This window comes from Vibrio sp. MED222 (genome assembly GCF_000153005.1).
Classification (GTDB): domain Bacteria; phylum Pseudomonadota; class Gammaproteobacteria; order Enterobacterales; family Vibrionaceae; genus Vibrio; species Vibrio tasmaniensis_A.
In genome coordinates this window covers 94441-109222 of sequence record NZ_CH902607.1, presented here as the reverse complement: position 1 = coordinate 109222, position 14782 = coordinate 94441, and the positions used below count along the sequence as shown (strand labels likewise).

At 43.1% G+C, this 14782-nt stretch carries 10 protein-coding genes; 4 read left to right on the top strand and 6 right to left on the bottom strand.

Annotated features, from left to right (window positions below; all coding sequences use genetic code 11):
* Positions 1–341: 341 nt before the first annotated feature.
* Positions 342–4835: an amino acid adenylation domain-containing protein gene (locus MED222_RS14240; protein ID WP_442852140.1), complete on the bottom strand. Its 4494-nt coding sequence runs from the start codon at positions 4833–4835 to the stop codon at positions 342–344.
* 335 nt (positions 4836–5170) lie between these two features.
* On the opposite strand from MED222_RS14240, the gene MED222_RS14245 reads away from it, so the two are divergent.
* Positions 5171–6241, top strand: a complete 1071-nt coding sequence (locus MED222_RS14245) for a 3-deoxy-7-phosphoheptulonate synthase (RefSeq protein WP_009846397.1) — start codon at positions 5171–5173, stop codon at positions 6239–6241.
* A gap of 46 nt (positions 6242–6287) precedes the next feature.
* Here the strand turns inward: MED222_RS14245 and MED222_RS14250 are convergent, their stop codons facing one another.
* Positions 6288–7073, bottom strand: coding sequence for a 2,3-dihydro-2,3-dihydroxybenzoate dehydrogenase (locus MED222_RS14250; RefSeq protein WP_009846396.1), 786 nt, complete (start codon positions 7071–7073; stop codon positions 6288–6290).
* 271 nt (positions 7074–7344) lie between these two features.
* Here MED222_RS14250 and MED222_RS14255 point away from each other — a divergent pair, with 271 nt between their 5' ends.
* Entirely contained in the window at positions 7345–8526 is a 1182-nt protein-coding gene (locus tag MED222_RS14255) for an isochorismate synthase (protein WP_009846395.1), read from the top strand.
* Between the two features lie 11 nt (positions 8527–8537).
* Entirely contained in the window at positions 8538–10157 is a 1620-nt protein-coding gene (locus MED222_RS14260) for a (2,3-dihydroxybenzoyl)adenylate synthase (RefSeq protein ID WP_009846394.1), read from the top strand.
* A gap of 65 nt (positions 10158–10222) precedes the next feature.
* On the opposite strand, the gene MED222_RS14265 is transcribed toward MED222_RS14260, so the two are convergent.
* From MED222_RS14265 to MED222_RS14280, 4 genes are all read right to left on the bottom strand, one after another.
* Positions 10223–11038, bottom strand: coding sequence for a siderophore-interacting protein (locus tag MED222_RS14265; RefSeq protein WP_009846393.1), 816 nt, complete (start codon positions 11036–11038; stop codon positions 10223–10225).
* A gap of 52 nt (positions 11039–11090) precedes the next feature.
* Complete coding sequence (locus tag MED222_RS14270; protein WP_009846392.1) at positions 11091–11984, bottom strand: isochorismatase family protein; 894 nt, start codon at positions 11982–11984, stop codon at positions 11091–11093.
* Positions 11985–12138: 154 nt separating this feature from the next.
* Complete coding sequence (locus MED222_RS14275) at positions 12139–12480, bottom strand: isochorismate lyase (protein WP_029223919.1); 342 nt, start codon at positions 12478–12480, stop codon at positions 12139–12141.
* 168 nt (positions 12481–12648) lie between these two features.
* Positions 12649–14304 carry a (2,3-dihydroxybenzoyl)adenylate synthase gene (locus MED222_RS14280; RefSeq protein ID WP_009846390.1) on the bottom strand — a complete coding sequence of 552 codons (1656 nt, stop codon included), beginning with the start codon at positions 14302–14304 and terminating at the stop codon, positions 12649–12651.
* A 211-nt stretch (positions 14305–14515) separates the two neighbouring features.
* Here MED222_RS14280 and MED222_RS14285 point away from each other — a divergent pair, with 211 nt between their 5' ends.
* Positions 14516–14758: a phosphopantetheine-binding protein gene (locus MED222_RS14285; RefSeq protein WP_032499777.1), complete on the top strand. Its 243-nt coding sequence runs from the start codon at positions 14516–14518 to the stop codon at positions 14756–14758.
* Positions 14759–14782 lie beyond the last annotated feature (24 nt).

The window sequence follows — 14782 nt, the reverse complement described above, 5'->3', positions numbered from 1 at the left end:
ATAACTTTTCTGAATTAAGCCATTAAGCCATTAAGCCATTAAGCCATTAAGCCATTAAGCCATTAAGCATATGCTAACTATATTCATATAGAACAATCAAGATAAATCCGGTTTTCGCTAGCGGATACATTAGTATAATTTCGTTTTAAGCAATTGATAAATAAATAACTTAAATAACCCAACTAACGTACATCGCACCGTTAAATCGACATGTAGTAACCTTTGTATTTCGTGACCAACAAAAATTAACTTAGCGGGCTAACACGACAACACACCCCCCAATTAAATAAAATAGCCGAACTTTATTCGCTCGGCTTTCTCTGGAAGGTTTATTAAAGTGATTATAAAATCTCGTCGGCAACCTCTTTTGCGTTCCGACATTTAATCAACTTGCGTGTAAACACCTTACGCTCAAACGTTTTACTCAGTTTCTCTGCTACACCTTTTAGGTGAGATGGCTTTAAACCCAACGACAGAAACGCACTCTCCTCGCTAAAACCTTCTAAATGTTTTCCCGTCACTTGCTCATAAGCTTCGATAATCGACCCAAATTCTGATGTCGTTAACGTCGTTTTAGCGTTGTTCGGTTTCTCATTGTTCTGAGTAACAGAAGCTGAAGCGAGTTGTGGAGAGCTCACCGTCTGAGTCATTGAACGAACCAACTCTTCTCGCGCTTGAATCCGGTCAAACTTTCCATTTCGAGAGAGAGGCAGTTTATCCAATTCAAGTAACTGAGAAGGTACATGGGAGTTTGGTAAGCATTGCTGTGCAAAGTCACGAATAGCAGCAGCATTAGCGACTTGGCCATCCGCCACTTTATAGATCGCACCTAACGCTACGTCTCCATTACGTTCGGTATAGTCGACAATCAAAACTTGCTCAATCAGTGGGCAGCGATTTAACTCTTTCTCAATATCGGGTAACGACACACGGACGCCCCTAACCTTCACATAGCCATTAACCCGACCAGCAAAAATAATGGTGCCATCTTCACGATAATAGCCTAGATCACCGGTTCTAAACGCTCTGACCTCACTACCTAGATCATCAATTATCGTCACAAAATCAGTTTGTGTAAGCTCTCCATCAGATAAATACCCTGACGCAAGGTTTACTCCTACTGTCATGATCCGACCTGCTACTCCTTGTGGAACATGTTTACCCAATCCATCCATAATAAAGTACTGATTTGCAGGGAAAGGCCTGCCATAAGGAATAACCGATTTGTCTTCGTCGGTGACAAAGTGCCAGATACTCCATATCGTGGTTTCGGTAGGACCACCAATTGAGACAAGGCGAATATCTTGCTCCAGCGCTCTAAGTTCATCAATCGTTTTAGGTTTAACGTAATCCCCCCCTTGGCAAACTAAGCGTAGAGATTTGAGTTTTTCACCCTGCATACAAGACAACAACATTTCCATCAATGCCGGAACTGACTGCCAAATAGTAATACGGTGCTTCTCAACCAATTGATTCCAACGAATCGCGTCTTTTTCTTCACCAGCCTCTGGTAATACAATGGTTGCCCCGCAAGTAAACGAAGCATAAATATCAAACACAGAGAGATCATGATGGAACGGCGTTACGCACATCAACACATCTTCAGACGTTATTTGCCAAGCTTTACACGTTTCCCCGATAACATTGGAAGTTGCTCTGCTGTTCACTACAACGCATTTAGGTTTACCTGTTGTTCCCGATGTATACAGATAATAAGCACCATGCTCACTTTGACTAAGCACCTCTAAGTCCGTATTGGAGAGTGATGGATAAGCCTGCTCAACAGGTTGCAATAGTGCTTGATAGAGCACTGAATTTTTACGCTGTGACGTTTGGTTAGTTACCACTAAATTGGCATTGCAATTACTCAGTAGGTAATCCAAACGCTCTTCTGGTGATGAAGCATCGATAGGCACCCATATAATCCCTGATAATGAACAGGCAATCGTCATCACTAAATGCTCAGGGCTCTTTGGCAAACAGATGGCCAACACATCACCTTGCTTCAAGCCAAGGTGAGCAATATGCTGCATCACCTTATGGACGTCCTCCCCAAATGCCTTGTAGCTGATATGCCGTTCACCACAAATGACCGCGATATCATCACTCGCATTTTCCGCAAGATTACGCGCTATCTTGGATAAGAACTTGGAGCATTCAAACTCTTTTACATCACAGTTCAATTTATAGTGTTCAAGGTTGAGTACCTTATGTGAAGGGATGTCAAAATCATGGGTCTCACATACGGTCTCAATGTGACGCTCTATCGATTCAAGTATGGAGACAATCACTCGTTTATCTAGTGCGTCAACCGCATAGTCAAAACTCAATACTAGATTTCGCCTTTCATCAAAATTAAGGCGGATATCTAACGCGACTTGAGGGGTTTGGGTTATACCATCAAAGAAGACGAGTTCATCGTCATCGGATAATGCATCCCAAGTTAGACCATTCGTCACTACAACAGGTAAAGCCAATGAACTGGTTCGCGAAGTCATTAACTGACGATTGATATCAACACCAGAAAAGTCGAGATGATCAAGCGCCTCAAACATATCATTTTGCATACCCTGTGCTCGCTCTAGCAAGCTGCCTTTATTCTTTCGGTACTCCAAAATCACGAACGTCGAACCATTACCAAGAGGTTGATCGCTTTGTGGGATCGCTACCGGAAAACCAACTCTCATCTCTTGTTCTGTCGTCCAATACGACATCCCTTCAAGAACAAGAGCAGAAAGTGCTGAGTTCAAAAACAAGCTGTTGGCTGCACTCGCCATCGTTAACTGAGTTAATGCAGTTTTGTCTATAACAATGCTTTCTCGCTGGTAACGCGAAGCCTTTATATGATCCAATCGCTGTTTCCATGGAAGTGAAGGTGGCGCGCACTCTGGGTCAAGCTTACTTTGCCAGAACGACATATCTGCCTCCCTTTTGGCAGTGTCATGTTCACTATCAAAGTGATTGGTCTCAGCGCTGTTAGCACAGAGCTCATGCAAATGCCCGCTATTCTTTTTCAATAATTCAGAAAGAATCAGGGAGTGTGTTCTACCATCAACAATTAATGCATCAAAACTGGTAAAGACAATGGTCTGATAACCGATATCAGAGTCAGGCAATTGAATAACAGAAACACGCCATGGCGACTTCGACAGGTCGTGCATCGTGTGATTACTCACTTGACGAATTTTACCAACTCTCTCTAGCGCTTGCTCAATCGACAAGTGTCGAAAGTCATGGGAGTCAAAATTCAAAGTCACCTTAGACGACACCTGCTGAACAAGCTTGTTCTCATCGATGTGCATCCGTAACGCATCGTACTTTTTTACCAATGATTCGAGGCGAGACTCAACTAAGCTCGATTCTATTTTCCCTCGGTATTCCCGGAATTCATGCATCGCAGTGCCACCCATAGGGATATGAGTAGAGCGACCGAGTAGGTAAGATTTTTGTAGCTCTGTTAAAGGCTTTGGACAAGAGGTAACTAAGGGTAACGAAGGACATGCATAACCTAACTGAGCGAGCGTACTTTCCAAAGAGTTATGTATGCTATTAGGTTCATCAGCTAAAGATTGAACAATCGCAATAAACTTGTTAAACAAGGTATCGACAAAGCCTTTAGGGAACACGTCCATTCGCACATCCCAATTGACAAAAATACCTTCGTACGCAGGCGCGATTTGTGCATCTAATGTAACCTGAGCACCTTGAGAGATTACCCAGTTCATTTTTCCGAAGACTTTTGTGACTGCCTCAGAGAATAAATCATCACCTTCAACATCCATTCCCGATGTAAATACGATAGGCGATGCTTGCACGGTCCCATAGTAACGCGATAAATCTCGCATCACCGTTACACCAGAATAGCTTTCATGGTTGAGTAATTGGTTCAGTTGATTGGCAGTACGACGACAATGATTAAGCGTTGATTCTTGAGCTTTCAAGCTAGCGCTGTAGATCAGCAAGTTCGAGAAATCACCTATCGTTGTCTCTGCATCGTTCGTATAGAAACCGCGGTGAAAAGTCGGCACATTCAATCGAAAATCAGGGCTGTTACAAGAGCTACCTACGGCTTGAGAGAAAAGCGTTAGAAAAAGTTGGGTTAAGGTTAAGTGCTGTTTCTTGGCTAACTCTTCGATCGAAGACCGTTGCTCTTGAGTCAACTGATGTGTGAACCGCTGACTGTGCCCATGCTGACGATCAATATCCCCATTAACATACGGAAACTCAGGTGCTCCAGCGATGTCTGGTAATCGTTGTTGCCACCATGTCTTATCAGACTGTCGTTTAGCTACGAGGTAATTGTCCGCCGCTTGTTTATCTAAATATTCAAAGAACGAATTCTTCTCTTGTGTCTCGTTGCCTTGATGTTCATCGCTATAGAGCTTAGCCAACTCTTCGACTAAGATTCGGAAGCTCTGTGCATCCACAGCAATCATGTCTACGTCTATATGCAAACGGCACTGCACTTTAGAATGACGTGTGATACCGATCTGCGCGGCCTGCCCATTGTCTAAATCCAGTTTCTGGTCAGTAATAGCAGTGCGCTTCTCTATTAAAAAGTCACGGGTAACCGATGGTGAAAGGTGTTCAATATCATCAATGATAAGTTGATGAACAGAAGATAAAGGAGCGATGGTTTGTTGACCACCAGAAGTAACTTTCATCCGTAACATAGGATGATTGATGTACAACTTCCTCACCGCACTTGCCAATTTTTCTGAGTCGATATTTTCACCATCAAATTCAGCATAAATATGAGCCGCTACGTCTCCCATCGATTGGCCTGTTTGCCTACCGACATAATAAGCAGCCTGTACAGTCGTCAATTCTCTCATCTTCATTTCCACACTCATTCATCCATTTAATGTGCCACGAGGCTTATTAAACTAATGTAATACACCAGCTTAAGAATAAACTCAAACAAAAATGATAAGCGTTATCATTTTTGTTTAATGCTAACTAATATGAGTTGATGTACTGATTGTATTGGGCATGATCTCACTACATCACCCAACAATAAGCTTGACAACACCTAGCTCCTATTTCAATAATCCTCAAAATTAAATGATAATAATTATCATTTATTGGAATTGAATGTTTTCCAAATCATACCTGGACCGCGCATTTGATGAAGCCATAACATCAAGGAACACTTGTTTTAGGAGGAAGGATGCAAGAGTTAGAGAAGCAACTTAATTCAACCACGATAGAGCCACTGCCGAGTGTGATTGATGTAACGAGTGAAATCACTCTAGACGAAAAAAGTGAACGATTTATCCGTGATAAAAGATTCGAAATCACAGAAATTTTAAATGGGAAAGATAACCGTCTGCTCGTTATCATTGGACCTTGCTCCATCCACGACCCAGAGGCTGCTTTAGAGTATGCTCGTAAGTTGGCCGAACTACAGAACAAATATCGTGACCAGCTCTTGATCGTCATGCGAACCTATTTTGAAAAACCACGAACCCGCGTCGGTTGGAAAGGGCTCATTGTCGATCCCGATTTAGACAATAGCCATAAGATGAGTAAGGGGCTGTTTGTCGCAAGAAAATTCTTAAAAGATGTTGTTGATCTAGAGCTTGCAACGGCAACCGAGTTTTTAGACACCACCGTGTACCCATATGTATCTGATTTAATTTGTTGGGGCGCTATTGGAGCAAGAACCACTGAGTCTCAAACACACAGACAAATGGCTTCAGGCATCCCGTGCCCTATTGGGTTTAAGAATGGAACGGATGGCAATGTAACGATCGCGATTGACGCAATTCACGCCGCGAAATCTCCTCACCTAGTTTATGTCTCTGGTTTTGGTAATACACCCATGTCTGCAATGACACATGGCAACCCTAACGGACATATCATTTTACGTGGCGGAAAACAGCCAAACTATACTAACGTACACGTCTGTGATGTAACAAAACAATTAGAATTAAACGGCCTTAACCCCCGAATCATCATTGATTGTAGTCATGGGAACAGTCTGAAAATTGCCAAAAATCAACTCAATGTAGCCAGAAACATTGCAGAGCAAATCATTTCAGGAGAGCAGTACATCGCCGGCGTTATGTCTGAAAGCTTCTTAGTCGGAGGGGCGCAAAATATAGATGCGACGCCACTAACCAGAGGTCAATCCATCACTGATGAATGTCTAAACTGGGAAGATACCGTTGCAATTCTCGATGTCTTTGCAAATGCAATGGTAGAGGCAACTCATAAGAAATTATCGACGGTCGCTTAACCTAAAATTTTATATGGCGCATGCGCGCCATATAACTCTATGATGTCTAGTTATCGAGCGTTGCACCACCATCAATCCGCAAGTCATGCATAGTGATATGATTAGCTGCATTAGACATCAGAAACAATATCGATTGAGCAATATCTTTGGGTTCAGCAATCTTGTTGAGCGGAATACCTAGACGAAACTGCGTTGCATCTCCGGCAATGACCTGCTCCTCACCATAACTCTCATTCCAAAGTTGCAATTGCATTTCTGTACGTGTAGACCCTGGGCTCACAATATTGCAACGAATCCCCAAAGGCGCGAGTTCAATACCAATGGATTTTACAAACATGTGTAACGCCGACTTAGATGCTGCATAAGCCCCCATATTTGCTCTAGGAGTATTGGCAGCATTCGAACCGACAACAACCATATTCCCCTTCCCCCGATCTTTCATACACTTAGATACCGCCTGCATTGTGGCTAGAGCACCAAACGAATTGACCATAAATGTGTTTTCTATCTGCTCGAATGACATATCACACAGCGCACCTAAATGAAGAATACCAGCACAACTCACTAAGTGGTCAAACTCACCGTACTCTGCTACCCAATGATAAATACTCTGTTTTACTAACTCAGGTTTTGACAGATCCAACGGTTCAACCCAGAGCTGATCTGGATACTTTCTCGCTAGAGATTCAGATTTAGTCGCGAGGAGTTGGCTATCAATATCCGTAGCGAGCACCTTAGCTCCCGAGTCCAACAAACTCTCTAACGTGCTAAAACCAATACCTTTTGCAGCACCCGTTAATAACACTAATTGTCCTTCAAGAAATCTTTCCATATACCTAAACAACCGAATAATAAACAATCAAAATTGCGACTTTTGTATGCATTTACATAAAACAAAAATCAAAGAATGTGAGCAGCCTTCAATAATGACGATTTACATCAAATAGAAATCATTATCATTAGCATTTAAATAAATGTAAATGTAATCTTACTGACCAAAATAAGCAACCCGATGAAGTGCATGACAAATGAGTTCCTTTAAGAACATCAATGTAAGTAATTGCACATCGTCATAACGATCTATACACAAAGAGGGACCTGTTATGAAACGTGAAGTCATTGGCTATTCAAAAATGGAAAGTGATCTGCTAGATAGAGAGCTATTGTCATCTCCATTTTTCTTCGCTTCTCCCAGTAATACGATGATGGGTAAAGGTATTGAAAATGAGTTCCACCAGCCTATTGCATTTTCAGAGCTAGCCGAGAAGGCGAACGAAATGCTCCAGGCGGCTAAAAAATCAGAAGCCGATAATCCAGTGCTATTTGGTGTCGTCCCATTTAACGAAGAAAACCCGACTAAATTTATTATCCCAGAGCAGTTATTCATCTCTAGTAGTACAAGATCCTTACACTCAAATCCGCTTTCTTCTGCCGATGCGCACGTCATTTCTTCCCCAAGCGGTAATCATTATAAGCAAGGGGTATCCGACCTTCTTGATATGTTTGCCAACACAGAGCTTTCAAAAGTGGTTCTTTCTCGGGCTATTGAAGTAGAAACAGACGCTGATATTCAGCAGCAAACTTTGCTTCGTAATCTGTTATCAATCAACTCGAAAGGCTATACGTTCGCAGCGAATATCAATGACAACCAAAAGCTAATGGGGGCGAGTCCAGAACTCCTTGTTGCAAAAAAAGGCAGTTATCTCACCTCTAACCCACTCGCAGGATCGCGCCCGCGTTCTGAACTGGACGAACAGAATCAAAGCTCAACAAATTCATTGCTCAATACCAACAAAGATCTGCACGAACATGGTCTAGTTGTAGAAGAAGTTGAGCGTGTGATGAGCAAGTATTGCCACAACCTGTACACACCTATGATTCCATCAGTCATAGAAACAAAAACCATGCTTCATCTCTCCACGGAACTAGAGGGTCAAGTCAGTAACCCTCACACTAATGTGTTGGAAGTCGCTGCTGAATTACACCCTACCCCTGCAGTTTGCGGTTATCCGCGACAGAAAGCGTATGAAGCTATCCGAAAATTGGAGCAATTCGACCGAGGGTATTTTACCGGTATGGTTGGTTGGTGTGATTCAAGAGGTAATGGGGAGTGGGTGGTGACGATCCGTTGTGCTGAGGTCCAAAAACGACAAATGAAAGTTTTTGCTGGAGCAGGTATTGTTGATGAATCACATCCACAAAGCGAACTGGATGAAACTGGTGCCAAAATGAACACCATCTTAACGGCAGCAGGTATCCAACTTAAAGATATGTTGACGGCATAGGTAGACTCATAATGTCGAATGAACATATGGATTATACAGATTGGCCAACACCCCAAGCTTCTTTGTATAGAGAGCTAGGTTATTGGCAAGACAGAACTCTTTTCGATCATTTTCAGCACTCAGTTGAGCGGTGTGGTAACAACATGGCTCTTATCTGTGGTGAGCGTCAATTTAGCTATTTACAAGCCGCAGAGAGAGTGTCTCAAATGGCTTCAGGTTTTCAGTCTTTAGGGTTAATGAAGGGCGACAATGTCGTATTACAAATGACAAACGTAGCCGAATTCTATTTCTGCTATTTTGCCTTGTTACAGAAAGGTATTCGACCCGTTTTAGCTCTTCCCGCTCATCGCTTCTCAGAAGTATCTTATTTTTGCCAACACGCCAAAGCCAAAGCTTACATTGTAGATGGGAAACATACTGGCTTTAATTACCAAGCCTTAGCTAAGCAAGTGTTAGATGAAAGTAATGAATTAGAACATATCATCGTTCGCTGTGATGCTACGGACTTGGCAGATCCAAGGTTCACATCGCTTGATGATTTCACGGGGCAACCCGATGATAAACAAGAAGCAGAAGCATCTGAACTGGCATTTTTCCAATTGTCAGGTGGAACAACCGGTACGCCAAAACTGATACCTCGAACCCACAATGACTATGCTTATAGCGTGATTGGCAGTAACACTATCTGTAAGTTTACTGAAAACACTCGCTACTTATGTGCGCTGCCGGTTGCACATAATTTCCCATTAAGTTCACCGGGAGCTTTAGGGGTCTTTTTCGCTGGAGGTACGGTTGTTCTTACGCATGACCCTACCCCAAAATCAGCGTTTAAACTAATTGAAGAGCATAAAATTACCGTATCGGGCTTAGTTCCCCCACTAGCACTGCTGTGGATGGAGCAGGCTCAATCCACTACTCATGATCTTTCAAGCTTAAAATTAGTTCAAGTCGGTGGCGCTAAGTTTAGCCAAACGGCGGCTACAGACCTACCAAACAAGTTAGGTTGTCAGCTTCAACAAGTCTTTGGTATGGCTGAAGGGCTAGTGAACTACACTAGATTGGATGATCCTATGGAAGTTATTGCCTCTACCCAAGGGCGCCCTATTTCACAACATGATCGGATTAAAATCGTGAATGAAGAGGGGGAGTCAGTATCCTGCGGAGAGGAAGGTTTTCTTCTCACTCAAGGTCCTTACACCATTCGCGGCTATTACCAAGCAAAAGAACACAACCGTCTTTCATTCGACCAACAAGGGTTTTATCACACTGGTGACATAGTTAAACAGACTAAGGACGGTAATATCATTGTAACAGGGCGAGATAAAGACCAGATTAACCGAGGGGGGGAAAAGATTGCAGCAGAAGAGGTCGAAAACCACCTAATTCGACACGATGGGGTTCATGATGCCGCTCTCATTGCGATACCTGACGACTACTTAGGAGAACGAAGTTGCGCTGTAATCGTTAAAGTCGAAGGGGCAGACATAAATCCCTTCAAACTAAAATATTTCCTACGTGATTGTGGCTTAGCTGATTACAAAATCCCAGATTTAATCAAATTTGTCGATTCATTGCCCAAGACACCTGTCGGCAAAGTGAATAAGAAACGCCTCCGAGATGCGTATGCTTAAGCACCCAAAGGTACTAACAAAAACCGATCTCATGAGATCGGTTTTTGTTTTCTAAAACAGGCAAGCTAGTACTCTTCATCCATAACTTCATGGCGTTCATCATGGTATGCTTCTTCATCCTTACCTCGTTTCCAGTAAGGAATCGCATACATATCTTTTCTAGACAGCTTGTACTCTTGTTTAAGCGCTTTACGACACGCAATCACGCTTTCATTTTCACCCGCAATGAAAGCCGAAAGCGAGTGAGATCCATTAGGTGCAATTAAGCCGGAAATGGCTTTGCTCAATAGATATTGATCACTCTTTTCGTCTCTCATTAGCCACTTCAAAACCAGACCTTGCGGATGCTTAATATCATGTTTATCTGCAGCATCCTCTATCTCGATAAATACATGGCCTTGAGTGTCGGAGGGAAGGTTCTCCAAAATAGCACTAATGGCTGGTACTGCTGTTAGGTCTCCCGCAATAATATACCAATCTGCGGGTTCAATTAATGGCTCAGGCCCAGCAGGGCCTACAAGGCCAATTTGGAAACCTTGTTCTGCTTTAATCGCCCACCCACCGCCGGGAGAATCGGTTCCGTGGATCACGAAATCGATATCAAGCTCATTCACATCGGCTCGATACTTTCTGACGGTATAGGCTCGAGGCACGGGTTTATGCTCAGGCCAAATCACAGTTTCACCTTCTCGATAAGGTAACTGCAATATCCCACTCTCCCTATTGGGGAAAAACACTTTTATGTGTGTACCATTTTGATCTTCAGGGAACCCTTTTAAAGAGTCGCCCGTAACAGTCACTCGCAGTAGATGCTTTGAGATCTTCTCCTTACGAACAAAGTCCAACAACATCGGATGTAAACGCACTGGTTGATCGCTCATCAATTTACCTCTTAAGAAATTCTATAAATAATTGGCGCTAACTTGCGAGCAATTATGCTGGTACTTCTTCTGCGTGGTTCTTCAGTGTCGCTTCGATTGCTTGCCACCACTCTTGCAATGAAACCGCTTCAATGAGCTGAGCGAATGAGATATTTGCGCCCTGCTTATTCCACTTCTCTACAAGTGTCATCGCTCGCATCGAATCTAGCCCCATGAAGATTAGATTTTCATTCACATCAATCTCTTCATAAGAAACACCTAATGTTTCGGCCACGTCAGACTGCAAAACATTGAGGCTAAGAATACTCTCTTCATTTGGGTTGATTTCCGCTATAGCTTTATCGAGTGTTTTAATGCTTCCCGTTCGGCCTGATATGTAATTGAGAGTGTGGATATGGTCTTCACGCGAAAAATCCGCGATCGCATCACCGATAATAAAGGGCTGTACATCCAACATGAATGCATCCAAAGCAGTCGATAAAATGCCAATGTGCCCGTAAATACCAGAGATGATCAGCTGAGTTTTTTGATTGTCTTTCATGTAATCAAGCAATGGGGTTTTCTTAAATGCACTGTAACGCCATTTAACGTACTCAATATCATCGCTTTCTGGAGCGAGCGTTGATACGACAGGAGTATGATCGCCGTTTAGCCCCGGACCCCAAAAGTCAGTTAACAAGGCTCTATCTTTTGGGTCTTGATTTGCGGGTTGTGCGGTATATACAACCGGGATTCCCGCTTGTTTCGCTACGTGTTTTAACTGCTGAATGTTCGTTAAAATGTCCGCCATAGGTGACGAATCAGCCTCATAGTAGCTCACAAAATACTCTTGCATGTCGTGAATTAAAAGTACCGCTTTACTAGGTTCGATCGTCCAGTTCGTTCTGTTTATTGGAAACTCATGGTGTTCTGGCAAGTCGTAACTCGCTATTTTCGGTATAGTCATTTGTAATTGTCCTTAATACTCTAATCAGCACTGACGCTCTCTTCTGTCATCTGATCAATTAAATCTTTGGCGCTTAGTAGTCAAAGTGGTGCTCCAACAGGAATATGTGTAACCCTCTAATACATACTCAACGGATAAGTTCAAAACACTCTTATCACGTTGCCGTATTTTCGGGTTCTTCTGCTGAAAGCCCCCTTTCGGTACGCCAATGTTTAATTTGCTGATTAATGTACCAATGGGTGATACTAGAGAATAACGTTTCGACATACTCGCTACTCATCCCGGCCTCTTCTGCCCATTTTTTTCGGTCTTCTAGCATTTCAGCGACACGCTCTGGTGCCGGAATACTCTGCTCACTGGGCTTAAATTGTGCGGCGGCTTTGACATACCCTAACCGCTTAGAAAGAATATGAACGATCTCCTTATCAAGGGTATCTATTCCGATTCGTATATCATTGAGACTTTCGCAAACTTCTGGCTTCTTTATAGATGACACGTTGATTTCCTTTAGTCTTTGTTCCCTGTAATGACCCATTGAAGAGTGTAATAATAGAAGCACCTTTCTCAGGCTCGACGACAAGTCATCCTTCTAGAGCACTCTCGATTCAATCAATAGGACGTTGTTTATCGACAATATAGAGCTACGGTAAGCAGCTCGCGTTAGTTAAACTGGCGTATTAACCCAAGGTTCACCACTTGGACCAAGCAATCGCTTTTTATCAATTTTACCTACCGCTGTTTTGGGCAGATTAGAGACAATGAGCAATTCGTCTGGCTGTTTGAAAGAAGCCATCCCTTGGTCTTTTAGGAAGGTGCGTAGCTCTTGCAAAGTTGGGGAAAGCCCCCTTTTCACGACAGCGACTCCGATCCTTTCGCCTAGATGTTTATCAGGTACCGCAACCACGGCGACCTGTGCAACATTAGGATGCATAAGTAAATGCTCTTCGATTTCATCGGTAGCAATACACTCACCAGCTCGGTTTACGACGTCCTTAATTCTGCCAGTCACAACGATATATCCCCTCTCATCAACAATGGCTCGATCTCCACTTCGGTAGAAACCATCTTGAGTAAATGAGCGTTGGTTGTGTTCCTCTGCACGGTAATACCCTCTTAAAGTGTAGGGACCGCGAGTGAGTAGTTCGCCTTCTTCACCCATTGGAACAGTGTTCCCCTCAGCATTGACTATGCGAACCTCATCCCAGCGACTTACAGGTCGACCTTGTTTCGTCGCAACCAAGGTTTCATCATCCCCTAACCGAGTACAGGCGATCAGGCCTTCTGCCATACCAAAAACTTGTTGGAGTGCGCCGGGAAAGGTTTTTTGAACATCAAGAGCATCAGAATAGGCTAGCTTCGAGCCACCGACTTGCATCAGTCTTAGGCTAGATGTATTCGCACTTTCCCATTCTTTAGCCGCATTCCATAGCTGCGCAAGCGCGGGAACCAAAGCTGTCGCCGTCACTTTATTTTTCTCGATAACATCAAAGCAGTAATCAGGACTGGGGTTGGAACTGAAAATGGCACTTCCTCCAACATCAAGCGCTCCCAATAAACCGGGACAACCCAAAGTAAAATTATGCGCGGCAGGTAACACTGCGAGGTATACCTCGTCGGACGACAACTCACTTGCTGCTGCACAACTTTGGATGTTGAGACGATAATCGTTATGACTTCTAGGAATGAGCTTAGGTAGTCCCGTCGTTCCACCAGAAACTAAAAACAAAGCAGGATGATTTGGGTTTGGTCGTTCAGGAACGAACTGGCCAATATTACCCAGAGGTAAAGACGGATACTTTCCAGAGTCTCCCACAATATAGATATGCTTAAATGAAAGGGACTCTTCCGACAGTGAGTCAGCTATGTGTAGTGCTCTTCCATCGTTTTCTAAGTTAGAACCGAAGTAGGCCCTTGCGCCAGATACTTTCATGAAATGGCGAATTTCAACAATACCATGTGCCGGCAGTGCCAATACCGGAATCAAGCCAGCTCTTTGTAAAGCAAAAAACACTTTTGCGAAATAAATGCTGTTAGACACCTGAAATACGACCCGGTCTCCAGCTTTTAACCCGACCTCTTTTAAACCCGCGGCTATTCTGTCTGCTTCAGACTGCAACTCTTCATAAGTAAGGCTACCCGTCGGATCGGCTACTGCAGGTTTAGTTGGATGCAGAGCAACCCCTTCACTCAAAATTGCCCATAAAGGTGTGTTTAACCATAAGTTGTTCTGTTCAAACTTCGCAGATTGACGATCTGGTTGATCAACAAAGCCATATAACAAGCCATCTTGACAAAGCTTCTCCTTGAGCACGGTTTCCATGTCATTCCTTATTGTATGTTGAAGTGCTAAGACCAACGCTTGGAAGTATTAAGATACCCAAATCGATTCAGCACAATTGACGCCTATCAATACATGTAAATGCTAATAATAATCATTTGTATATAACAATCAAGTGGTGATATCGTGTATAGCGAATTTGAGTGAAATATTGGAAGTAGAAGATAAACTTCCGAAAGAAAAGGAAATTATTTTGTCTAAGCAAGAAGCAAATATTGATCTGGTAGAAATAATCAGTCAGGTATTAAGTGTTCCAGTCGAATCGGTAAAGCCGGACGTTAACCTCATCGAACTCGGTTTGGATTCAATCAGTATGATGCGCCTAACAGGCCAACTAAGAAATGCAGGGATAAACATTAGCTTTGCCCAATTAATGGCGACGCCAACACTCGAATCTTGGCAGACGATCATGACCTCTACTGAAGCTACAGCCTAAATTAAGGTTCTGACTTCTAGCACC